The sequence below is a fragment of the Lentzea albida genome (assembly GCF_900111005.1).
GTDB classification, from domain to species: Bacteria; Actinomycetota; Actinomycetes; order Mycobacteriales; family Pseudonocardiaceae; genus Lentzea; species Lentzea albida.
Genome location: NZ_FOFV01000006.1, coordinates 111,839 through 133,417, shown reverse-complemented (window position 1 = coordinate 133,417; position 21,579 = coordinate 111,839). Strand labels below are relative to the sequence as shown.

General features: G+C 70.3%; 25 protein-coding genes. 14 read left to right on the top strand and 11 right to left on the bottom strand.

Features of this window, described 5'->3' with window-relative positions:
• Positions 1 to 539 precede the first annotated feature (539 nt).
• Both BMY74_RS17450 and BMY74_RS17445 read right to left on the bottom strand, forming a co-directional pair.
• Positions 540 to 1,220 (bottom strand): LON peptidase substrate-binding domain-containing protein, encoded by a 681-nt coding sequence (locus BMY74_RS17450; RefSeq protein WP_089917225.1) that lies wholly within the window; start codon positions 1,218 to 1,220, stop codon positions 540 to 542.
• A 10-nt stretch (positions 1,221 to 1,230) separates the two neighbouring features.
• Entirely contained in the window at positions 1,231 to 1,926 is a 696-nt protein-coding gene (locus BMY74_RS17445) for an NUDIX hydrolase (protein WP_425434839.1), read from the bottom strand.
• A gap of 73 nt (positions 1,927 to 1,999) precedes the next feature.
• On the opposite strand from BMY74_RS17445, the gene nadA reads away from it, so the two are divergent.
• The 3 genes from nadA to nadC are packed head-to-tail and all read left to right on the top strand — an operon-like array spanning position 2,000 to position 5,465.
• The gene (gene nadA / locus BMY74_RS17440) at positions 2,000 to 3,019 is read left to right on the top strand and encodes a quinolinate synthase NadA (RefSeq protein ID WP_089917224.1); all 1,020 of its coding nucleotides are present in this window, start codon (positions 2,000 to 2,002) and stop codon (positions 3,017 to 3,019) included.
• Positions 3,019 to 4,632, top strand: coding sequence for an L-aspartate oxidase (locus tag BMY74_RS17435; protein WP_089917222.1), 1,614 nt, complete (start codon positions 3,019 to 3,021; stop codon positions 4,630 to 4,632). The genes nadA and BMY74_RS17435 overlap by 1 nt, the downstream gene beginning before the upstream one ends.
• Positions 4,629 to 5,465: a carboxylating nicotinate-nucleotide diphosphorylase gene (gene nadC, locus BMY74_RS17430; RefSeq protein ID WP_089917221.1), complete on the top strand. Its 837-nt coding sequence runs from the start codon at positions 4,629 to 4,631 to the stop codon at positions 5,463 to 5,465. The genes BMY74_RS17435 and nadC overlap by 4 nt, the downstream gene beginning before the upstream one ends.
• A gap of 13 nt (positions 5,466 to 5,478) precedes the next feature.
• Here the strand turns inward: nadC and BMY74_RS17425 are convergent, their stop codons facing one another.
• A complete protein-coding gene (locus BMY74_RS17425; protein WP_089917219.1) occupies positions 5,479 to 5,904 on the bottom strand; it encodes an antibiotic biosynthesis monooxygenase in 426 nt (141 codons plus the stop codon).
• A gap of 22 nt (positions 5,905 to 5,926) precedes the next feature.
• The gene (locus BMY74_RS17420; RefSeq protein ID WP_089917217.1) at positions 5,927 to 6,706 is read right to left on the bottom strand and encodes a carbon-nitrogen hydrolase family protein; all 780 of its coding nucleotides are present in this window, start codon (positions 6,704 to 6,706) and stop codon (positions 5,927 to 5,929) included.
• A 24-nt stretch (positions 6,707 to 6,730) separates the two neighbouring features.
• Here BMY74_RS17420 and BMY74_RS17415 point away from each other — a divergent pair, with 24 nt between their 5' ends.
• A complete protein-coding gene (locus BMY74_RS17415) occupies positions 6,731 to 8,230 on the top strand; it encodes an ABC transporter substrate-binding protein (protein WP_089917215.1) in 1,500 nt (499 codons plus the stop codon).
• A 4-nt stretch (positions 8,231 to 8,234) separates the two neighbouring features.
• On the opposite strand, the gene BMY74_RS17410 is transcribed toward BMY74_RS17415, so the two are convergent.
• Positions 8,235 to 8,726 (bottom strand): hypothetical protein, encoded by a 492-nt coding sequence (locus BMY74_RS17410; protein WP_089917213.1) that lies wholly within the window; start codon positions 8,724 to 8,726, stop codon positions 8,235 to 8,237.
• A 10-nt stretch (positions 8,727 to 8,736) separates the two neighbouring features.
• Positions 8,737 to 9,225, bottom strand: coding sequence for a hypothetical protein (locus tag BMY74_RS46205; RefSeq protein ID WP_245786194.1), 489 nt, complete (start codon positions 9,223 to 9,225; stop codon positions 8,737 to 8,739).
• Between the two features lie 27 nt (positions 9,226 to 9,252).
• On the opposite strand from BMY74_RS46205, the gene BMY74_RS17405 reads away from it, so the two are divergent.
• Positions 9,253 to 10,377 (top strand): aminotransferase class V-fold PLP-dependent enzyme, encoded by a 1,125-nt coding sequence (locus BMY74_RS17405; protein ID WP_245786193.1) that lies wholly within the window; start codon positions 9,253 to 9,255, stop codon positions 10,375 to 10,377.
• Here the strand turns inward: BMY74_RS17405 and BMY74_RS17400 are convergent.
• Positions 10,358 to 11,653, bottom strand: coding sequence for a M14 family metallopeptidase (locus tag BMY74_RS17400; RefSeq protein ID WP_089917209.1), 1,296 nt, complete (start codon positions 11,651 to 11,653; stop codon positions 10,358 to 10,360). The two genes, BMY74_RS17405 and BMY74_RS17400, sit on opposite strands and share 20 nt — an antisense overlap.
• 131 nt (positions 11,654 to 11,784) lie before the next feature.
• On the opposite strand from BMY74_RS17400, the gene hisD reads away from it, so the two are divergent.
• Genes hisD through BMY74_RS45090 form a run of 4 tightly spaced genes read left to right on the top strand, consistent with a single transcriptional unit; the run spans position 11,785 to position 14,955 of the window.
• Positions 11,785 to 13,101 carry a histidinol dehydrogenase gene (gene hisD, locus BMY74_RS17395; protein WP_089917206.1) on the top strand — a complete coding sequence of 439 codons (1,317 nt, stop codon included), beginning with the start codon at positions 11,785 to 11,787 and terminating at the stop codon, positions 13,099 to 13,101.
• Complete coding sequence (locus tag BMY74_RS17390; protein ID WP_089917204.1) at positions 13,098 to 14,204, top strand: histidinol-phosphate transaminase; 1,107 nt, start codon at positions 13,098 to 13,100, stop codon at positions 14,202 to 14,204. Before hisD ends, BMY74_RS17390 begins: the two co-directional genes overlap by 4 nt.
• Positions 14,201 to 14,800 (top strand): imidazoleglycerol-phosphate dehydratase HisB, encoded by a 600-nt coding sequence (gene hisB, locus BMY74_RS17385; protein ID WP_089917202.1) that lies wholly within the window; start codon positions 14,201 to 14,203, stop codon positions 14,798 to 14,800. Before BMY74_RS17390 ends, hisB begins: the two co-directional genes overlap by 4 nt.
• Positions 14,800 to 14,955, top strand: a complete 156-nt coding sequence (locus BMY74_RS45090) for a hypothetical protein (protein ID WP_177229792.1) — start codon at positions 14,800 to 14,802, stop codon at positions 14,953 to 14,955. The genes hisB and BMY74_RS45090 overlap by 1 nt, the downstream gene beginning before the upstream one ends.
• On the opposite strand, the gene BMY74_RS17380 is transcribed toward BMY74_RS45090, so the two are convergent.
• Genes BMY74_RS17380 through soxR form a run of 3 tightly spaced genes read right to left on the bottom strand, consistent with a single transcriptional unit; the run spans position 14,952 to position 16,581 of the window.
• Complete coding sequence (locus BMY74_RS17380; protein ID WP_089917200.1) at positions 14,952 to 15,557, bottom strand: class I SAM-dependent methyltransferase; 606 nt, start codon at positions 15,555 to 15,557, stop codon at positions 14,952 to 14,954. The two genes, BMY74_RS45090 and BMY74_RS17380, sit on opposite strands and share 4 nt — an antisense overlap.
• Positions 15,554 to 16,078 carry an RNA 2'-phosphotransferase gene (locus tag BMY74_RS17375; protein WP_089917199.1) on the bottom strand — a complete coding sequence of 175 codons (525 nt, stop codon included), beginning with the start codon at positions 16,076 to 16,078 and terminating at the stop codon, positions 15,554 to 15,556. The genes BMY74_RS17380 and BMY74_RS17375 overlap by 4 nt, the downstream gene beginning before the upstream one ends.
• A 38-nt stretch (positions 16,079 to 16,116) precedes the next feature.
• Positions 16,117 to 16,581, bottom strand: a complete 465-nt coding sequence (gene soxR / locus BMY74_RS17370; protein ID WP_089917198.1) for a redox-sensitive transcriptional activator SoxR — start codon at positions 16,579 to 16,581, stop codon at positions 16,117 to 16,119.
• 55 nt (positions 16,582 to 16,636) lie between these two features.
• On the opposite strand from soxR, the gene BMY74_RS17365 reads away from it, so the two are divergent.
• From BMY74_RS17365 to priA, 5 genes are all read left to right on the top strand, one after another.
• Positions 16,637 to 17,299 (top strand): thiamine pyrophosphate-dependent enzyme, encoded by a 663-nt coding sequence (locus tag BMY74_RS17365; protein ID WP_245786192.1) that lies wholly within the window; start codon positions 16,637 to 16,639, stop codon positions 17,297 to 17,299.
• Positions 17,299 to 18,192, top strand: a complete 894-nt coding sequence (locus BMY74_RS17360) for a transketolase family protein (protein ID WP_089917196.1) — start codon at positions 17,299 to 17,301, stop codon at positions 18,190 to 18,192. Before BMY74_RS17365 ends, BMY74_RS17360 begins: the two co-directional genes overlap by 1 nt.
• A gap of 264 nt (positions 18,193 to 18,456) precedes the next feature.
• Positions 18,457 to 19,269: a hypothetical protein gene (locus BMY74_RS17355; protein ID WP_143091597.1), complete on the top strand. Its 813-nt coding sequence runs from the start codon at positions 18,457 to 18,459 to the stop codon at positions 19,267 to 19,269.
• Between the two features lie 10 nt (positions 19,270 to 19,279).
• Complete coding sequence (hisH, locus tag BMY74_RS17350; RefSeq protein WP_089917676.1) at positions 19,280 to 19,915, top strand: imidazole glycerol phosphate synthase subunit HisH; 636 nt, start codon at positions 19,280 to 19,282, stop codon at positions 19,913 to 19,915.
• Positions 19,916 to 19,967: 52 nt separating this feature from the next.
• On the top strand, positions 19,968 to 20,699 hold the full coding sequence (gene priA / locus BMY74_RS17345) for a bifunctional 1-(5-phosphoribosyl)-5-((5-phosphoribosylamino)methylideneamino)imidazole-4-carboxamide isomerase/phosphoribosylanthranilate isomerase PriA (protein ID WP_089917193.1): 732 nt from the start codon (positions 19,968 to 19,970) through the stop codon (positions 20,697 to 20,699).
• Here the strand turns inward: priA and BMY74_RS17340 are convergent.
• Positions 20,665 to 21,366, bottom strand: coding sequence for a Clp protease N-terminal domain-containing protein (locus BMY74_RS17340; protein WP_245786191.1), 702 nt, complete (start codon positions 21,364 to 21,366; stop codon positions 20,665 to 20,667). The genes priA and BMY74_RS17340 overlap by 35 nt on opposite strands.
• Positions 21,367 to 21,579 lie beyond the last annotated feature (213 nt).

Below are 21,579 nucleotides of genomic sequence, written 5' to 3'. Positions count from 1 at the left end.
CGCGCCCTGACTTGATGGCTGCTCGCCGCTGCCGCGGCTACCTCTGTCGCCGGCAGCAGTCCGTGCCTCGCGGTAGCTGTCGCCCTCGTCGCCCGCGGTTCTTGGCCGCCGTCGCTGCCGTGGTCCTTGCGTGGCGTGGCAGCCCGCCGCGCTCTGACTGGTGGCCCTCGGTCGCTCGGCTGTCCCGCCAGCGCCTCATCCCAGCCGCTGCTCACCTCGTCGCGCCACAACCGCTCCGGCTGCGCCTCCGCAGCCGCGCCTAGCCTGGCTGCGTCCTCACCCGGCGATGCCTCGACCAACACGAGCCGCGCCCAACCACGGCCCGCCCAACCACGGCCCGCCCAACCACGGCCCGCCCAACCACGGCCCGCCCAACCACGGCCCGCCCAATCGCGGGCCTCGTCCAATCGCGGGCCTCGCCCAACCCGAGCTGCGCCCAATCGCGCCCCGCCCAATCGCGGCTCCAGCCGAAGCCTGCCCAGCCGCGCCGCCACTCCAACCCCAGCCCCAGCGACGCCCCCACGCCGCAGCCCGCCCCCCTAGTTCGGGCTAGGCACGTGCCCGAACTCCGTCAAAGGCACCGGCACAGCCTTCAAAGCGCTCAAAATCCCGGTCTCCCGGTGCAACATCCGCCGAACCAACCGCAACCGCCGAGCCGGCGACCGCTCCTCCAGCAACCGCTGCCGATCCTCCACGGGCAACAGGCAGTCAGCCGCCAGCAGGTACGACAACGCCCCCAACTCCACATCGGAGGCAGGCGAAGACCAGTCCTCCTGGTGCCAGGCCGCCCCGCAGTACCGCTCATGCGCCGCACGAGCCCCGCGTTCCAGCAACGGCACCACCTCCAGCGCGGCCTCGGGCACCGGAGCGTCCTCCAGGTACTCGACGGTCCCGAGCAGGTACGGCGCCGTGGTGGTGTCGACGTCCAGCAGCCGGAACCGGCGCACCCCGCGCGTCACGATGTCGAAGCGGCCCTCGGGCAGGGGCCGGGCGTCCAGCAGGTCCGCCGAACAGCCGATGTCCTGCAGGGAGCGGACGTTGTCGGCGCCCACCTCCCAGCCCTCCTTGATGCACACGACGCCGAACGTGCGGCCGAACAGCGAGCCGGTCATCAGGTCGACGACGAGCTGGCGGTAGCGCGGTTCGAAGATGTGCAACGGCAAAGACGCCCCCGGCAACAGCACGGTGCCCAGGGGGAACAACGGAAGCGTCTCTGCCACGCGTGCAACGTTACGTGGTGCCACCTCCGCCTGCTGGACGGCCGGATCCCGGCGGTCTCAGCACGGCGAACGGATCGGTCACCTTGATTCCCTTGGCGCTGAACCGGAACAGTGCGGCGGGACGGCCTCCGGACGGGCCCGGGGGAGCGGTGCCACCTGTGGGTTCCAGCAGCAGGCGGCGGGACAGCACGCGTTGCAGGTTCGTCGCGGACACCCGGTAGCCCAGCGCCGCGGAGTAGTGGTCGCGCAGCAGCGAGATCGTGAACTCCGGGGGCGCCAAGGCGAACCCGACGTTGGTGTACGACAGCTTCGAGCCGAGCCGGTGCCGTGCTCGCGCGACGATCGAGGCGTGGTCGAACGCCATGGCGGGCAGCTCGTCGACGCAGTGCCAGGCGGTGTCCGACGGGACCTCCGGGTCGACGTCCGACGGCACCAGTCCGAGGAACGCCGTCGCGACGACGCGGGGACCGGGAACGCGGTCCGGGGCGCTGAAGACGGCCAGCTGCTCCACGTGTGACAGTTGTCGCACGTCGACTTTTTCTGCGAGCTGGCGGCGGATGGAGGACTCGACGTCCTCGTCCACCCGCAGCTCGCCACCGGGCAGCGACCAGCGGTGAGCGTGTGGCTCCCGTGCGCGCTCCCACAGCATGACCTGGAGTGACGCACCTCTCACCCGCAGCACGGCTGCCAGAACTTCGTGCCCCACACCTGCCACCCGGCTGATACTATCGGCCACGTTTTCGACCAATAGGCGAAAACCCCGGATCGAGGAGGCAGTGATGGTCGCTACCGCAACCGTGGGGCGAACCGCGTCAGGTGTGTACGGCGGAGTCGAGCCGAACGCGGCGTGGCGGGACGAGGTGTTGCGCCTCGCCGAGGAGCGGGACGCCGTCATCCTGGCGCACAACTACCAGCTGCCCGAGATCCAGGACATCGCCCACCACACCGGCGACTCCCTGGCGCTCAGCCGGATCGCCGCGCAGTCCGACGCGCAGACCATCATCTTCTGCGGCGTGCACTTCATGGCCGAGACCGCGAAGATCCTCGCGCCCGAGAAGACCGTGCTCATCCCGGACGAGCGCGCGGGCTGCTCGCTCGCCGACTCGATCACCGGCGCGCAGCTGCGCGAGTGGAAGGCGCAGCACCCCGGCGCGGTCGTCGTGTCCTACGTGAACACCACGGCCGAGGTGAAGGCCGAGACGGACATCTGCTGCACGTCCTCGAACGCCGTCGACGTCGTCGCGTCGATCCCCGCCGACCGCGAGGTGCTGTTCTGCCCGGACCAGTTCCTGGGCGCGCACGTCAAGCGCGAGACCGGCCGCGACAACCTGCACATCTGGGCGGGCGAGTGCCACGTCCACGCCGGCATCAACGGCCCCGAACTCGCTGAGCGCGCCGCCGCGAACCCGGACGCGGACCTGTTCATCCACCCCGAGTGCGGGTGCGCCACGAGCGCGCTCTACCTGAGCGGCGAGGGCATCGTCCCGGCGGAGAAGGTCAAGATCCTCTCGACCGGCGACATGATCAGCGCCGCCCGCAGCACCAACGCGAAGAAGGTGCTCGTCGCGACCGAGGTCGGCATGCTGCACCAGCTGCGCAAGGCCGCCCCGGAGATCGACTTCCGCGCCGTCAACGACCGCGCGTCGTGCACCTACATGAAGATGATCACGCCGGCCGCGCTGCTGCGGTGCGTGCGCGAGGGCCTGGACGAGGTGCACGTCGACCTGGAGACCGCCAAGCGCGCCCAGGGCGCCGTGCAGCGCATGATCGAGATCGGCCAGCCCGGCGGCGGTGAGTGATGGCCGCGCGCTGGGAGGCGCGAGCCGACCTGATCGTGGTCGGCACCGGCGTGGCGGGTCTCACCGCCGCGCTGCGGGCTCGTGAGCTGGGCCTTCGGGTCCTGGTCGTCACGAAGGCCGCGGGCGACGACGGCAACACGCGCTGGGCGCAGGGTGGTGTCGCCGTCGTCATGGAGGACCAGCACGACCCCGGCGACTCGGTCGCGAAGCACATCGGGGACACGCTGACGGCGGGCGCGGGCCTCTGCGACGACGCGGCGGTCGCGGTGATCATCACCGACGGCCCCGCGGCCGTCGCCCGGCTGCGCGAGCGCGGTGCCGTGTTCGACGCGAGGCCGGACGGCCTGCTCGAACGCACCCGCGAGGGCGGCCACAGCGCGTTCCGCGTCGTGCACGCCGGCGGTGACGCGACGGGCGCCGAGGTCGAGCGCGCGCTGCTGAAGGCCACTGTGGACGGACGGGTTCCCCTGCTGGAGAACCACGTCGCGGTCGACGCGGTGAAGACGCCGCTCGGTGCGGTGGCCGGACTCCTGGTGCTGGACGGCAACGGCGTGCCCGGCGTGCTGACCGCGCCCGCCGTGCTGCTCGCGACCGGTGGCCTCGGCCAGATGTACCAGGCGACCTCGAACCCTTCCGTGGCAACGGGAGACGGTCTCGCGCTCGCTCTCAGGGCGGGCGCGCTGGCCGCGGACGTCGAGTTCATCCAGTTCCACCCGACCGTCCTCTACACGGGCCGCGGCGCGCGAGGCCGGTGCCCGCTCGTCACGGAGGCCGTGCGCGGCGAAGGCGCGGTGCTGGTCGACGCGACGGGCGCGCGCGTCATGAAGGGCGTGCACCCGCTGGAGGACCTGGCCCCGCGCGACGTCGTGGCGGCCGCGATCACCCGGCACATGGCGACCGAGCCCGGTGGCGTCGACGACCACGTGTTCCTGGACGCAACGGCGTTGCGCGACATGGCGACCCGCTTCCCGACGGTCTACTCGGCCTGCGTCTCGGTCGGCGTCGACCCGGCCGTGGACCCGATCCCGGTCGCCCCCGCGGCGCACTTCGCCTGCGGTGGCGTGGTGTCCACCGTCGACGGCCGCACCGGGGTCACCGGCCTGTACGCGGTCGGCGAGGTCGCCCGCACCGGCCTGCACGGCGCGAACCGCCTGGCGTCCAACAGCCTGCTCGAAGGCCTGGTCTGCGGCACCCGTGCCGCCGAGACGGTGGCAGCCGACCTCGCGATCGGCCTGATCGCGCCCGCCCGCACCGCGGACCCGGTCCTCCCGACCGCCCCGGTCGCGGACCGCGACCTGCTGCAGCGCGTGATGTCCCGCTACGCCGCCATCGGCCGCGACGCCGAGGGCCTGGCCGTCGTCGGCTCGGTGCTCGACGTGTCCACAGTGGACAAGCAGCTCGAGTCGCGCGAACTGGTCGAGGACGCGGCGCTGACCACGGCCGCCCGCGCCCTGATCGCCGCGGCGCAGCAGCGCACCGAGTCACGCGGCTGCCACGTCCGCACCGACTTCACCGGGCGTTCCGACGCCTGGCAGCGCAGTCAGCTCGTCCGGCTCACCCCGACCGGCCAGCCCGTGCTGGCCGATCCCGTTCTCGCAGAAGGTGTCGCATGACCATCGACTGGGACGACGCGAACCGGGTCATCCAGCTCGCGCTGGAGGAGGACCTCCGCTACGGCCTCGACGCCACGACGCTGGCGACCGTGCCCGAGAAGGCCGTCGCCACCGCGGAGATCACCCCGCGAGCAGCGGGCGTGCTCTGCGGCGTCTCCGTGGCGCGAACGGCCTTCCAGCGCTACCTGCCGGAGGTCGAGGTGGTCTCCGAGGCCGAGGACGGCTCCAAGGCCGTTCCCGGAGAGCCCGCGCTGGTGCTGACCGGCCCGACCCGAGGCCTGCTCACCGTCGAACGCACGGCGCTGAACCTGATCTGCCACCTGTCCGGCATCGCCACGCAGACCGCCCGCTGGGTCACGGCGATCGAGGGCACCGGCGCCGCGGTCCGCGACTCCCGCAAGACGTTGCCGGGCCTGCGAATGCTGCAGAAGTACGCGGTCCGCGCAGGCGGCGGCGTGAACCACCGCATGGGCCTCGGCGACGCGATCCTCATCAAGGACAACCACGTCGCCGCGGCCGGCTCGGTCGGCGCCGCCATCCGCGCCGCCCGCGCCCACGCGCCGGAGTTGCTGATGGAGGTCGAGGTCGACAGCCTCGAGCAGCTCGACGAGGCGTTGGCCGAAGGCGCGGAACTGGTGCTGCTGGACAACTTCACGCCCGAGCAGTGCGCGCGCGCCGTCGAGCGCAGGCCGGACGGCGTGAAGCTGGAGGCGTCCGGCGGGCTCACGCTGGACGTGGCCCGCGCGTACGCCGAGACCGGCGTGGACTACCTCGCGGTGGGCGGGTTGACGCACTCGAGCCCGTCACTCGACCTCGGCATGGACCTGAAGTAGCGCCTGGGCGCTGTCACTCCACTTCGGCGGCGGCCCTCACCGGCGGCCGGTACCGCTCCACGCCGGCCGGACGGGCGCCGGGGAAGTTCTGCACCCGGCGCCAGTCAGCGGTCTTCGAACCGACACCGTTGCCGTCCGACAGCGCGTCGACGTGGTCCTGCGCTCTGACCCACTCCGCGTAGTTGATGACCTGCCTGCCGTCCTCCCGGATGTGGAAGGCCGCGGAGATCCCACCGGGGTGCGGGTTCGGCTCACTCGCCAGCGCGACGAACACCGAGTCGACCCACGCCCGTGCGGCGGTTTCGTCGTCGGTGTCGACGGTGACGAGCACGACGCAGCCCACCTCCCGCTGGTCGCGCGGGCCGCCGGAGCGGTAGAGGGTGAAGCCGTCGATCTCCTCGCGGCCGTGGACGAAGGCGGGCAACTCGGGAAGTGTCATGCCCCGATCGTGCGGGCTCGACCTAACTGGAGGTCAAGCGCCGGTTCGCGAGCACCGGCAACACCTCGCGCGCCTTCGCCACCACGTCGAAGTCCAGGTCGACGACCGTCTCGGACACCTGCTCCGACAGCTGCACCACGACGTTGCCGAACGGGTCCGCGACCGTCGAGCACCCGATCCCGGTGGGCGCCGACGACCCGAGATCACCGGGGAAGGCCTGCCCGCACGCCACCACGAACGACGTGCAGTCCAACGCACGCGCCCGCACCAGCAGCTCCCACTGCTCCTTCTTGCCGGGCCCCGCACCCCAGGACGCCCCGACCAGCACAGCGGACGCCCCTTCGTCCGCCAGCGCCCGGAACAGCTCGGGGAAGCGGATGTCGTAGCAGGTGGCCACGCCCAAAGTGACACCGTCGACCTCGAACACGACCGGCGACGAACCCGGCGCGACCGTCCGCGACTCCTGGAACCCGAACGCGTCGAACAGGTGGATCTTGTCGTAGCCCACGTGCAGGTCCGGCCCGGTCACCAGCAGCGTGTTCGTCACCCGGTCACCGGAAGGCGTGAACATCCCGGCCACGACCACCACGTCGTGCTGCACCGCGATCTCGTGCACCGCTGAGGCCCACGGACCGTCCAACGGCTCCGCGACGGGCCCGAGAGGCACGCCGAAACGGCACATCGTCGCCTCCGGCAGCACCACGACCCGCGCACCCTCGGCCCGGCGCACCGCGTCACGCACGAGTTCCAGGTTGGAACGGGGATCGGTGGTCGAGCTGATCTGACTCACGGCGATGCGCATGGGCCTCACTGTAGGGTCCGACTCGTGCGTTCCCCACTGCTCCTAGTCGTGCTGCTGGCCGTCGCGGGCTGCACCGAGACCGCCGCACCCCGCCCGGACGGTGGGTCGAACGGCACGTCGATCGTGCTCGCGGACCGTGACGAACCCACGACGCTGAACCCGTTGCTCGGCTACGGCGCGCAGGGTGTGTCGAAGATCTACGACGGGCTCGTCGAGCACCGCCAGGACGGGTCGCTCACCCCGCAGCTCGCGGCCGACCTGCCGGAGCCCGCGTCGGACGGGCTGAGCTGGACGGTCAAGCTGCGCGGTGACGTGAAGTTCACCGACGGCAGCACGTTCGGGGCCGAGGACGTCGTCGCCACCTACACCGCCGCGCTGCAGACGTCGGTCAAGGAGCGCTTCAGCACGCTCAAGAGCGTCGAGCAGCTCGACCCGTCGACGGTCCGCTTCACGCTCACGCAGACGCAGGCCGCGTTCCCGCACCTGCTCGTGCTCGGCGTCCTGCCGAGCGAGCAGGCGAACCCGGACGGGCAGCCCGTCGGCACCGGCCCGTACAAGGTCAGCGAGTGGAAGAAGGGCGACCGGCTGCTGCTGGAGGCCAACGAGGGCTACTTCGGTGGCGCGCCCAAGGTCAAGAAGGTCACCGTCGTCTTCGTCACCGACGACAACCAGCGCGCCCGCCGCATGCAGGACGGCGAGTTCGACGGCACGGTGCTGCCGCCCAAGATCGCCACGTCGTTCGCCGGCAGGTCCGGCCTGACCGTGCAGTACCACCGCAGCGCCGACTACCGCGCCGTGCGGCTGCCCGCGGCCAACCCGGTGACCGGCAACGCGTCCGTGCGCCTCGCGCTCAACTTCGCCGCGAACCGCCAGGGCATGATCGACAGCCTGCTCGACGGCAAGGGCACGATCGCCTACACGCCGGTGCCGGACGCGCTGGCCGAGGAGTTCGACCCGACCGCGAAGTTCCGCTTCGACAAAGCGGAGGCGGCGCGGCTGCTCGACGTGGGCGGCTGGGTGCCCGGCGCGGACGGCATCCGGGTCCGCGAGGGCGTCGCGGCCCGCTTCACGCTGATGTACCCGCTGGGCGACGACCTGCGCGCCGACCTCGCCACGGCGTTCGCGGCCGACGCCAAGGCCGTGGGCGTGGACGTGCAGCTCGCAGGCCTGTCGTGGGAGGCGATCCGGCCGCGCATGGCCCAGGACGCGCTGCTCTACGGCGAGGGTTCGCCGTTCGACCCGGACCTGATGCTCTACGACCTGCGCGGCCAGGGCAGTCCCGCCGCCGACGCCGCGCTCGAGAACGGCCGCAAGCTCATCGACCCGGCGCAGCGGGCCGTGGCGTACAAGCTCTTCCAGCAGGCGTTCGTCGCCGCGCCGTCGATGGCGGTGCTGGTGTTCCCCGAACACGCGTACGTGGTGCGCGACTCGTGGAACGGCTACCAGCCCGTGGTCGACCCGAACTCCTACGGCGCGCTGGCCTGGGGCCCGTGGTGGAACCTGGAGAAGTGGGAGCCCAAGTAGGTCGTCACGTGGTCCGCGCGTTGATCTCGCGCACGGCGCGGTCCGGGTCGTCCGCCCAGAACTCGACGCGCTCGACCTGCCGCGCGCCCGTCTTGCCGAGGTCGACGAGCTGCGGCTCGTGGAACGGCACGGTCACGTTCGTCCTGGTCAGGGACTGGATGACGAGCGCGTCGCCGATCACCTCGACGCTGCGCTGGCCCTTGTGGCTGCGCTCGGCGACCTGGGCGGCGCCGAGGTCCGCGGTCGGGATGCGCCAGTCGAAGAACCCCAGCTGGCGCAGCCGCAGCTCGTCGTCGGAGACGGTGTGCGGCTGCTTCGTCAGTACGTAGAGAGCGCCCACACACACGACGGCGTTCAGCACACCCAGCACGATCAACGTGATGAGCAGCCACGGGATGTCCAGGCCGAACGCGACCAGTGCGATCCCGACCGCCGTGATGATCAGGAACCGCACGTACCGCGGCTTCATGCGCTTGCCGTAGGGGATCTCCACCATGCCGGTGAGCCTATTTTCGCAGCGCGCGAACCATGCCGTCGGGGTCGTCGGTCCAGAACTCGACCTTCGTCACCTCGTGCGCGCCACGCCTGCCCAGGTCGACCTGAAGCGGTGCGTCCAGGCGCAGCGCGACGTTGGTGGAGCCGGAGATCTCCAGCACGAGCGTGGCGTCCACAACGGACCGCGTCCGGTGCAGCGTCCGGCTCGTCATGCCCTGCGTCACGGAACCGATGGTGCTCAACGGAATCCGGTACTCGAACTCACGTGCGTAACGCAGCCACAGGTGTTCGTCGTCGACCTCGTGCTTGAACTTGTGCAGCATCCAGAGCTGCCACCCCAGCAACAACGCGCTCAGCACACCGAACGCGAGCAGCACAGCGCGAAGCCAGAACCACGGCACGAGCAGTTCCACGAGCAGGACTTCCAGCGGCGTCACCACCAGGAAGACCCACAGGAAAGGCCGCACCTGAGCGCTGTACCCGAACGAGCGATCCCCCATGAACCCGATGGTGGCACAGTGGGGCGGGTGAGCGATCTGATCTTCTTGGACAGCGCAGGTTCCTCGATCCCTCCCGCGCCGGTCGTGGACGAGGTCATCGGCCATCTGCGGCGGGAGACCGAGATCGGCGGCTACCGCGCGGCAGCGGAACGCCGGGACGACCTGGAGGCGGGTTACGGCGTCCTCGCCGACCTCTTCGGGTGTCAGCCGTCCGAGGTCGCCTTCACGGACAGTGCCACTCGATCTTGGCTGGCGGCGTTCGACGCGGTGCCCCTCGAAGCCGGAGACCGAATTCTCGTCACCGAGGTCGAATACGCTGGCAACGCGATCCCGGTACTGCGCCGTGCGGCGGAGGCCGGGGCGGTCGTCGAGGTCATGCCGTCCGACATCCACGGACAGGTCGACCTGGGCGCCCTGGACCTTGACAACCGAGTCAAGCTGATCTCGCTCGTGCACGTGCCGACCAACGGCGGCCTGATCAACCCGGTGAACGACATCACAGCGGCGGCTCGTGAGGTCGGCGCGCTGGTGTTGCTCGACGCCTGCCAGTCGACCGGCCAGCTCGACCTGCGCGGGCTCGACTACGACATGCTCGCCTGCACCGGCCGCAAGTGGCTGCGAGGCCCGCGCGGCACCGGAGCCCTGGTCGTGCGCGACGAGGTGCGGGAGAGGCTCACCCCGCGCCTGGTCGACCTGCACAGCGGCGAGTGGACCGGCCCGCAGGAGTTCCGGTTGCGCTCCGACGCCCGCGTGTTCGAGCTGTGGGAGTGCAGCATCGCCGACCGGCTCGGCATGATCGCGGCCGCGCGGTACGCCCTGGACAAGGGCCTCGACGTGATCGAGGCCGAGGTCGCGGACCGTGCCAAGCGCTTGCGCGAGGGGCTGCGGTCCGTTCCCGGCATCACCGTGCGGGACCTGGGCGAACGCCAGTCCGGCATCGTCACCTTCACGTCGGAGCGTGTGCCGGCGATGGAGCTGAAGGACCGGCTGTGGCAGCAGGACGTCGCTGTCACGGTGTCACAACGCGGGTCGACCCTGATCGACATGTCCAAGCGGGGCCTGGACGAAGTAGTGCGGGCGTCTCCGCACTACTTCGTCACCCACGAGGAGATCGATCAGGCGCTGCAACGCATCAGCAGCTCTGCCCGATGACCCTCTTCACGCAGTCGGAGTAGCTCATGAACAGGTCGACGGCGCGGTCGTTGCGCGACGTCTGCGCCGCGATGACCGTGTCACGCGGGTAGAAGCCGTTGAGGCCGCCGCTGCTCGGGTACATCTCGAAGGTGTAGGCCCAGATCTTGTGCTGGCCCCACATCCAGTCGTCGCTGCTGCCGTCGGTGATGTACAGGTCGCTCGCCTGTTCCGGCGTGTAGCCGTTCGTGGCGGCCATCTGCCGGCCGAGCGTCTGGAACGCGCGCGCCTCGTCCGCGTTGAGACCGGTGTCGGTGTCGTTGCGGGTGTAGCCGTACGGCCACAGCACGAGCTCCGAGAACGAGTGGAAGTCGATGAACGTCTTGATCTGCTGGGTGCCACCGACCACGCGCGAGTTCACGAAGTCGCGGATGCGGGTCGTCTCCGGCGCGGAGAACGCCGACGGGCCGCGGTAGGTGTCCGACGTCGAGCTGCCGCTGGACCCGCCGCAGCAGCCCCACTTGTAGCCCCAGTTGCGGTTGAGGTCGGTGCCGTTGCCCTGGCGGTTCTTGCGCCAGCCGCGGAACGAACCCGTCTCGATGTCGTACTCGGCGCCGTCCGGGTTCATCATCGGGACGATCCAGACCTCGCGGCTGTCCACCAGGTTCTTGATCGCCGAGTTGGCGTAGTTGTCGGTGTAGCGCTTGATGATCTGCAGGCACTGCTCGACGGTCAGGTGCTCGCGGGCGTGCTGGCCGCAGACGAGCAGCACCTCCGGCTCGCTCTCGTCGGTCGCGACGTTGTCGCTGACCTTGAGGGCCCAGATGTCCCGGTTCTGGTAGCTCTTGCCGATGCTGCGCAGGCTCGCCAGGGTCGGGTGGTCGCGCACCGTCTGCTGCAGCTCCGCGACCGTCTCCGCGAAGTTGTGGTAGCCGGTGTAGCCGGACGGGAAGTCCTGCGTGCCGATCTGGCCCGGCTGCGGGTCGGCGAACTGGACCTTGCCGAGCTTCTTCAGCTCCTGCTCGAAGTCGCCGACGTACTTGATCGGCAGTCCGGTGGCCTGCAGGGCCCGGTACTGCGACTTGTCCGCGACGACCGAGACGGTGGTGAGCTTCGTCGCTCCGAGCACGTCCACACCGCTCTGGGCGATCTGGGTGCGTTCGGCGGACGTGTTCGCGGTGATCTCCAGCAGGTAGCGGCCGGAGTCGGCCGTGCTGGGCGTCGCCATGCCCGCGACCAGCACGGGCAGGCATATCGCGAGCACTGCGGCGATCTTGCCGCGGCGCTTGGTGAACATGGGTCCTCCATCATCAGCAGGGGTTTGCGACGGAGTGGTGCTCGACCGAGCGTGGCCGGGGTGTCACAGGCTGAGTAGCGCCGATAGCGGGCTGACCGTTGACAGATTTCCGCAGGAACTAGGCTGGGGGCATGCTGAACCGCATCGACCTGCGAGGTCGTACCACGACTCCCGCTCAGTTGCGCGCCGTCGTCCCGCGCGCAGAGGTGGACGTGGACGCGGTTCTGCATCACGTGCGTCCCGTGGTGGACGCGATCGCGGAGCGCGGTGTCGAGGCCGCTCTGGAGTACACGGAGAAGTTCGACCAGGTTCGTCCGGCTTCTGTGCGTGTGCCCGCTTCGGAGATCTCGTCCGCTTTGTCCTCGCTGGACCCGGCCGTCCGCGAGGCGTTGGAAGAGGTCATCACGCGCACCCGGCGCGTGCACGCCGACCAGAAGCGCGTCGACACGACGACCCAGGTGGTGCCCGGCGGCACCGTCACCGAGAAGTGGGTGCCGGTCGCGCGCGTGGGCCTCTACGCGCCCGGCGGTCTCGCCGTGTACCCGTCGACGGTGGTCATGAACGTCGTGCCCGCCCAGATCGCGGGCGTCGAGTCGCTGGTGGTGTGCTCGCCGCCGCAGGCCGAGTTCGGTGGCCTGCCGCACCCGACGATCCTGGCCGCCGCCGCGTTGCTCGGCGTCGACGAGGTGTGGGCCGTGGGCGGCGCGCAGGCCGTGGCGCTGCTGGCGCACGGCGGTGTGGACACCGACGGCGCGGAGCTGGCCCCGGTCGACATCGTCACCGGCCCCGGCAACATCTACGTGACGGCGGCGAAGCGGTTGCTGCGCGGCCTGATCGGCATCGACTCCGAGGCCGGTCCGACCGAGATCGCGATCCTCGCCGACTCGTCGGCCGACGCGGTGCACGTGGCCGCCGACCTGATCTCCCAGGCCGAGCACGACCCGCTCGCCGCCTCGGTGCTGGTGACGGATTCGGTCGAACTGGCGGACGCGGTGGACACCGAGCTGGAGCGCCAGGTCTCCGCGACCAAGCACATCGAGCGCGTGCGCACCGCGTTGTCCGGCAAGCAGTCCGGCGTCGTGCTCGTGTCCGATGTGGACGAAGGCGTCCGGGTGGTCGACGCGTACGCGGCCGAGCACCTGGAGATCCAGACGCGCGACGCGCGCGAGGTGGCGGCGCGGATCCGCTCCGCCGGCGCGATCTTCGTCGGTGCCTACGCGCCGGTGTCGCTCGGCGACTACTGCGCCGGCTCGAACCACGTGCTGCCGACCGGTGGCTGCGCACGGCACTCGTCCGGGCTGTCCGTGCAGACGTTCCTGCGCGGCATCCACCTGATCGACTACTCCGAGGAAGCCCTGCGCGAGGTCGCCGACAAGGTCGTCGCGCTCGCCAACGCGGAGGACCTGCCCGCGCACGGGCAGGCCGTCACAGCGAGGTTCGCCCGATGAAGCCCGTCGTCGGCGCGAGGGTGGAGCTGTCCGACCTCCCCCTGCGCGAGGACCTGCGCGGCCGCACGCCCTACGGCGCGCCGCAGCTCGACGTCCCGTATCGCCTGAACACCAACGAGAACCCGTACGAGCCGACGGACGCGCTGGCGGCGGACGTGGTCGCGGCGGTCGCCGAGATCGCCGGTGACCTGCACCGCTACCCGGACCGCGACGCGGTGGCGTTGCGCGACGACCTGGCGGCGTACCTCACCGAGGCCACCTCGGTGACGCTGACGTCGGAGAACGTCTGGGCCGCCAACGGCTCGAACGAGATCCTCCAGCAGATCCTTCAGGCGTTCGGCGGTCCCGGCCGCGTTGCCCTGGGCTTCGAGCCGTCGTACTCGATGCACCCGATCATCGCGGCGGGCACCCGCACGGAGTGGTCGCCGACGCCGCGCCGCCAGGACTTCTCGCTGGACGTGGAGAAGGCCGCCGCGATCATCGCCGAGACGCGACCGGACGTCGTCTTCGTGACGTCGCCGAACAACCCGACGGGCCAGTCGATCCCGCTGGAGGACCTGCGCCTGCTGATCTCCGCCTGCACGGGCGTGATCGTGGTGGACGAGGCGTACGCGGAGTTCTCCCCGCAGGAGAGCGCGATCAAGCTGCTGGACGAGTTCGGCTCGCGCCTGATCGTCTCGCGCACGATGTCGAAGGCCTTCGCGTTCGCCGGCGGCCGCCTCGGTTACCTGGCGGCAGCTCCGGCCGTGGTCGACGCGCTGCAGTTGGTGCGCCTGCCGTACCACCTGTCGGCGTTGACGCAGGCGGCGGCACGGGCGTCGCTGAGGCACGCCTCGGAGACCCTGGGCTCGGTGGCGAAGCTCGCCGCCGAACGCGACCGGGTGTCCGCGGCGCTGGCGGAGATGGGTTTCCAGGTCGTGCCGTCGGACGCGAACTTCGTGCTGTTCGGCTGGTTCGAGGACGCACGGGAAACGTGGAAGTCCTACTTGGAGCACGGCGTGCTCATCAGGGACGTCGGTATCGCGGGTCACCTGCGGGTGACCATCGGAACGCCCGAGGAGAACGACGCTTTCCTCGCGGCCAGCAAGGAGGTCAGCCGGTGAGTCGGGTCGGCAAGGTGGAGCGCACCACCAGGGAGTCGTCGGTCTACGTGGAGATCGACCTGGACGGCACCGGCCAGGTCGACATCAACACGGGTGTGCCGTTCTACGACCACATGCTCACCGCGTTCGGCGTGCACGGCAGCTTCGACCTGATCGTGCGCGCGACCGGCGACACCCACATCGACGCCCACCACTCGGTCGAGGACATCGCGATCGTGCTGGGCCAGGCGTTGCGGGAAGCGCTGGGGGACAAGAAGGGCATCCGCCGCTTCGGCGACTGCTGGATCCCCATGGACGAGACGCTCGCGCACGCCGCGGTCGACGTCTCGGGCCGTCCGTACACGGTGCACAAGGGCGAGCCGGAGCAGTTCAACAGCTTCGTGATCGGCGGCAACTACCCGTTCGTGCTGAACAGGCACGTGTTCGAGTCGCTCGCCTTCCACGCGCAGATCGCACTGCACGTGCGCGTCGAGTACGGCCGCGACCCGCACCACATCGCCGAGGCCGAGTACAAGGCCATCGCGCGGGCCCTGCGCGTGGCCACCGAGCCCGACCCCCGCGTCGGCGGCATCCCGTCGACCAAGGGCGTTCTCTGATGCCGAAGGAAGTCGTCGTCATCGGCCTGCTGGCCCTCGCGGGGTTCCTGGCCGGTGGCGTCTACACGACGTGGAAGACCGCCAGGGTCCTGGCGGTCATCCTGCTGGTGCTGCTCCTGGTGGCGGTCGGCGGCGCCGTTCTGTGGCTGCTCTAACGCTTGCGGGCCAGGACCCAGTGGAACGTCGCCGGGTCCGGCTCGTGCATGGTCACCAGGTCGTCGACGACGATCTCCAGGTGCCCGGCGAGCAGCTCCCGGTTCTGCTCGGGGGTGTTGCTGCCGAAGAACATCTCCACACCGAGCCAGGTCTCGGTGACGTCCGGTGTGCCTGTTCCCAGTGACGCGAGGAACAGGCCGCCGGGCCTGAGCCAGCGCGCGATGCTCGCGAGGAGCGCGGGCTGGTCGGCGCGCGGCACGTGCAGGATCGAGTAGAACGCGGCGATGCCGTCGAACGAGCCGTCCGGGAGGTCGAGCGCGGTCATGTCGGCCTTCTCGAACCGTGCCCGGGGCACGTTCTCCCTGGCCAGCTCGACCTGCCGCCGGGACAGGTCGACGCCCAGGACGTCGTGCCGTTCGGCGAGCACGCGGCTGCACGGGACACCCGCGCCGCAGCCCAGTTCGAGCACCTTCGCCCCGTCGGGCAGCCTGCGGTCGAACTCCGCGAGGTAGCGCAGCCGCGGGTCGTCGGTGATCTTCGCGCTCCAGTCGAGGTACCGCTGCGCGATGGCGTCGTACCCGGACTCGACGACGTGCTTCACGCCGTCTCCAGGTAGCGCGCCGGCACGTGCTGGGTGAGCCACACCCCGTTGGCACTGAGGCGGAACTCGTGCCCGTCCGCGTGCATCTTCCCGGCGTCGACGGTCAGGATCACCGGCCGGCCTCGCCTGGAACCGACCCTGCGCGCGGTCTCGCGGTCGGGGGACAGGTGCACGTCGTGGCGCGACATCGGCCGCAGGCCGTCGCGCATGATGTCGTCGAGGTACTGCGCGACCGTGCCGTGGAACAGCTGGTCCGGTGGCGTCGCCACGGGCAGGCCGAGCTCGACCTCGACGCTGTGGCCCTGGTTCGCGCGGATGCGGTCGCCATCGATCGTGAAGCGCTTCTTGTCGTTGCGTTCGACTACCTCGCGCAGATCGGCCTCGGAGACGCCGAGGGCGCTCAGCAGGTCGGCCACGGGCACCCAGCCGGCGGCGTCGAGGGTGAGGCCGACGCGCTCGGGCTGGTGCCGGAGCGCCTTGGACATCCGCTTCGAGAGGTGGATCATTCTTTCGTCTTCCATTTGCCCCTCAGGAAACCACAGCGCGTCCACCGGTTTTCCTAGGCGGTGCCGCCCTCGAGGGCGGGCTTGAGCTTGGGGGCGCCCGGGCCGTGCGTGGCCTGCTCGTCGTCGATGTTCTGCAGGGCGCAGCTGCGCAACGAGAGGCATCCGCACCCGATGCAGCCCGTGAGGCGGTCGCGCAGCCGGTAGAGGGCGTCGATGCGGGCGTCGAGCTCCGTCTTCCACGAGCGGGAGAGGCGTTCCCAGTCCGACTTCGTCGGGGTGCGGTTGTCGGGGAGCTGCGCGAGGGCGTCGCGAACGTCCTCCAGGGTGAGTCCGACGCGCTGGGCGGTGCGGATGAACGCCAGCCGGCGCAGCACCGAGCGCAGGTAGCGCCGCTGGTTGCCCGCGGTGCGGACCGAGCTGATGAGGCCCCTGTCCTCGTAGAAGCGCAGCGCGGTGTGGGGGACGCCGCTGCGTTCGGCGACCTGGCCGATGGTCAGCATTTCCGGCAACTTGCTCACCGGATCATGGTAACCGCTTGACCTCCAGCATGGTCGAGGTTGAACAGTTGGTGGCATGCAACGGATACCGGAGCTCTTCGCGAGGATGACCGGGGACGAGAAGCACGAGTGGGCGGCGGCTTCCACGATCGACGTGCTCTGGGTCCTCTACGACAAGGTCCTCAACGTCACGCCGGACACCGCCGACGACCCCGACCGGGACAGGTTCCTGCTGTCCAAGGGGCACGGCCCGATGGCCTACTACGCCGTGCTGGCGGAGAAGGGGTTCATCGAAGAGTCCACTTTGGACAACTGGACGTCCTGGGACAGCCCGCTCGGCCAGCACCCCGACCGCGTGCTGGTGAACGGTGTGGAGATCAGCAGCGGATCGCTCGGCCACGGCCTGCCGATCGCGGTGGGCACGGCCATCGGGCAGCGGATCTCCGGCAGCCGCGGGCGGACGTTCGTGCTGGTCGGAGACGGTGAGCTGGACGAGGGCAGCAACCACGAGGCGATCGCGGTGGCGTCCCGGCTCGGGGTCGCGAACCTGACCGCGGTCGTGGTCGACAACAGGTCCGCGATGTACGGCTGGCCCGGCGGCATCGCCCGGCGCTTCGCCGTCGAGGGCTGGCAGACCGCCGAGGTCGACGGCCGCGACCACGAGGCCCTCCTCGCCGCACTCACCGCTCCGCACGACCGCCCGTACGCGGTGGTCGCCGAAGTCGAGAAGAGCTGCTGATGACCACCATGCGCCAGGCCTTTGTCAGAACGGTCAACGACGGCATCGCCACCGACCAGCGGATCGCCGTGGTGACCGCGGTGATCTCCAGCAACGAGTTCCCGCAGGAGAACGAACGCGTCGTGGACGTCGGCATCCGCGAGCAGACCATGGTCGGGGTGGCGAGCGGACTGGCGCTCGCGGGGCTGCGGCCGGTCGTGCACAGCTACGCGCCGTTCCTGGTCGAGCGGCCGTACGAGCAGATCAAGCTCGACATCGGGCACCAGGACGTGGGCGCGGTGTTCGTGAGCATCGGAGCGTCCTACGACGACCCGGTCTGGGGCCGCACGCACCAGTCGCCCGGTGACGTCGCGCTGTTCGACACGCTGCCCGGCTGGACCGTGCACGTACCCGGACACCCGGACGAGGTCACGCCGCTGCTCGAACAGGCGCTGAAGGACGACGACCGCGTCTACATGAGGCTTTCACTGCACGAGAACACGCAGGCGCACCCGGTCGGCCGGGGGTTCACGACGCTCCGCCACGGCAAGCGCGGCGTCGTGCTCGCCGTCGGGCCGATGCTCGACCGCGTGCTCAAAGCCGTCGAGTCCGAGAACGCCGACGTCACCGTGCTCTACGCGGCGACGGTCCGGCCGTTCGACTCGGACGGACTGCGCAAGGCGGTGCGGGACACCGACCACGTGGACGTGATGGTGGTCGAGCCGTACCTCGAGGGAACGTCTTCCCATCTTGTTTCCGAGACGCTGCAACATATTCCGCACCGCCTGCGTTCTATAGGCGTAAAACGACACGCAGAGCTCCGCAACTACGGCACGGCCGAGGACCATGACGCCGCGCATGATCTCGACGTGGTCGGGCTGGGGAGCGCTGTGCGGAGTTTCTTCAGGGGGTGAAGGAACATGTTCGCAGTCAGGGGGGATGACTGGACCGGCGCGCCTTCGCGCGGCGTCCAGAGATGAGGTGGTGTGCACGGCCGGGGCCGAGTCCCCGGTCGTGCACATCCCACGCGTCGTGAGGACTGGTGAAGCGGTCTGGTGTGGACCGCGTCGCTCGTTCGCGGTGCGGCACAGCCCGCGGCGCGGCCGTCCGTTCCCGGTCCGCGAGGTCCTTGGCATGTCTGCACGGACGCGCGAGACGCACCAGGAATGATGTTGTGCGTGAGAATGCTGATCTGGACCCCGTTGAACGCCGCCGAGCTGCAGAAGGCCATGCACAGCGGCAACGTGGGCCCCGCGGCGCTCGTCCCGCTGCAGTCCGGCACGGTGCTGCTGCCTCCTCCGGCCACGAAGCTCAACGAGGCCGCGTACATGACGAACAGGGTGCGCAAGATCGGGAACGGCGCCGCGCTGGCCGTCTGGGACGACGACGCCGCGCTGCTCTACCTGTTCACCACGACGCTCGGCCGGGCCTCGACGTGGGGATCGCGCGAGGCGGTGCTGCGGCTGTCGGAGGAGGCGAAGCAGTCGGGACCGGTCGGACGGTCCTTCGACCGCGTGACCGCGGGCGTGGTCGACCTGCGCGAGAAGGAGAAGTGGCAGCTCGACGCGATCGACAAGCTGACCGCGCTGCACCCGGCGGCGAGCCGCAAGGGCCCGCTGGAACGCCTCCGCGACTTCGAGAACGGTCGCGCCGCCATCCCCGACTTCTTCCGCGCCGCCGGGCTGCAGGAGGTCGCACGGGTCGCCGAGCTCGCGGAGCAGGGCCGCGCGGACTTCGTGCTGCGGACGCTCGAACCGCCCCGCGCGCAGGCGTGGCCCCTGTTGGTGATCTTCCCGCTGATCGTGCTGGTGGCGTTGCTCTCCGTGCTGCTCCACATCCCGGCAGTGGTCTACTACCTCGTCTGCGGGCTGCTCCTCGTGACGATGACCACGTTGCTGGTCGTGCTCCGGCGCCGCCTGGTGAGCCGGAAGCCGATCAACACGGTGCTGCCGGTCATCCCGGTCACGCAGGGTGCGGTCCTGACCGACTAACCTGGTGGGCGTGGCACGTGTCGTCGTACTTGACTATGGCTCCGGCAACCTGCGCTCGGCCGAGCGCGCGCTTCAGCGTGTCGGCGCCCATGTCGAGGTGACGGCGGACCCGAAAGCCGCACGCGAGGCGGACGGCCTGGTCGTACCCGGCGTCGGCGCGTACGCGGCGTGCATGGAGGGCCTCAACTCGGTGCGCGGCGGCCGGATCATCGGCGAGCGCCTCGCCGGCGGCCGTCCGGTGCTCGGCATCTGCGTGGGCATGCAGATCCTGTTCGAGCGCGGCATCGAGCACGGCGTGCTCACCGAGGGCTGCGGCGAGTGGCCCGGCACCGTCGAGCGGCTCGAGGCCCCGGTCGTGCCGCACATGGGCTGGAACACGGTCCGCGCGCCGGAGGACTCGCGGCTGTTCGCGGGCCTCGACAAGGACACGAGGTTCTACTTCGTGCACTCCTACGGCGTGCGCCGCTGGGAGCTGGAGGCGGCCGACCACATCAGGGCGCCGCTCGTGACGTGGGCCGACCACGCGGGCGACGAGTTCGTCGCGGCGGTCGAGAACGGCCCGCTGTGGGCGACCCAGTTCCACCCGGAGAAGTCCGGCGACGCCGGGGCGCACCTGCTGAAGAACTGGCTCGACACCCTGTCATGAGCGCGGGACCGCTGACGACGGTCTCCGATCAGCGGGACGCTAGGCTGCCCGGGTGACGTTCACACTCCTCCCCGCTGTTGACGTTGCCGACGGTCGTGCCGTCCGGCTCGTGCAGGGCGAAGCCGGTACCGAGACGAACTACGGCGAGCCGCTCGACGCCGCCCTGCAGTGGCAGCGCGACGGTGCGGAGTGGATCCATCTCGTCGACCTCGACGCGGCGTTCGGCCGCGGCTCCAACCGCGAGCTGATCGCGCGTGTCGTCGGTGAGCTGGACGTCAAGGTCGAGCTGTCCGGCGGCATCCGCGACGATGCGTCGCTGGAGGCCGCCCTGGCCACCGGCTGCGCGCGGGTGAACCTCGGCACGGCCGCGCTGGAAGACCCGGAGTGGTGCGCGAAGGCGCTGGCGGCGCACGGCGAGAAGATCGCGGTGGGCCTCGACGTCCGCATCACCGAGGAGGGCCACCGGGTCAAGGGCCGCGGCTGGACGTCGGACGGCGGCGACCTCTGGGAGGTCCTCGACCGGCTCGACCGCGACGGCTGCACCCGTTACGTCGTCACCGACGTGTCGAAGGACGGCACGCTGACGGGCCCGAACCTGGAGCTGCTGCGCGAGGTCTGCGCGCGCACCGACGCCCCCGTGATCGCGTCCGGTGGCGTGTCCACTGTGGACGACCTGGTCGCGCTCTCGAAGCTGTCGCGCGACGGCGTGGAGGGCTCCATCGTGGGCAAGGCCCTGTACGCCGGCGCGTTCACGCTCCCGGAAGCACTCGCTGCGGTCCGTTGACCACGCTCTCGATGTGAGCGGCCGCGGCCGCGTGCGTCACACCCGTGTTGTGGAGCACGTCGGCCGCGGTCCCCTCGCCCTCGGCCAGCACGCCGAGCAGGATGTGCTCGGTGCCGATGAACATGTGGCCCATCCTCAGCGCCTCGCGCACGGCCAGCTCCAGGGCCTTCTTGCACTGGGCCGTGTAGGGCTGCTTCTCCGGCCGTTGCCTGGCCTCGGAGTCGAGCCGGTTGAGGGTCGCGATGCGCGTGCTGCCGTCGCCGGACTCCAGCTTCGCGATGGTCTTGGCGGCGAGCCCCGCCGACTCGTCGAGCAGCCCGAGCAGCAGGTGTTCGGTGCCGATCCGCTCGCTGAACCGCGCGTGGTGCCTCGCCAGCGCGATGACCCGCCGGGAGCGCTGGGTGTAGCGCTCGGTGCTCGGTTTGCCGAGCTCCGGTGACTCCCTCGGCACGAACCTCTTCTGCGCGGCCTGCTTCGTGACACCGAGGCTCTCGCCGATCTCGGCCCAGCTCGCGCCACCGCGCCGCGCCTCGTCCACGAAGTGGCCGATCAGGTGGTCGCCGAGCTCGTTGAGCTGACCGCTCATCTCGACGGCCTTCGCCAGTCGCACCAGGGCGTCGTCTGCTTCTTGAGCGACCGTGACGATGAGGTCGGTCAACTGGATCACGCGTCAACTCTAGGTTGACGACATCGGCACGGTCAACCTTGAGTTGACGCTCAACCCGCGGTCAACGTTGATTACCTGCGTCGACGTTGAGTCCACATTGACGACGTCCGACGAGGTGGACGAGTCAAGTCAACGTGGACGAAAGACAACGTTGTCATCTGCTGGACGAGTCCCGTCAAGTGCATGTTGACGGCACACATCCATGTTGATCGC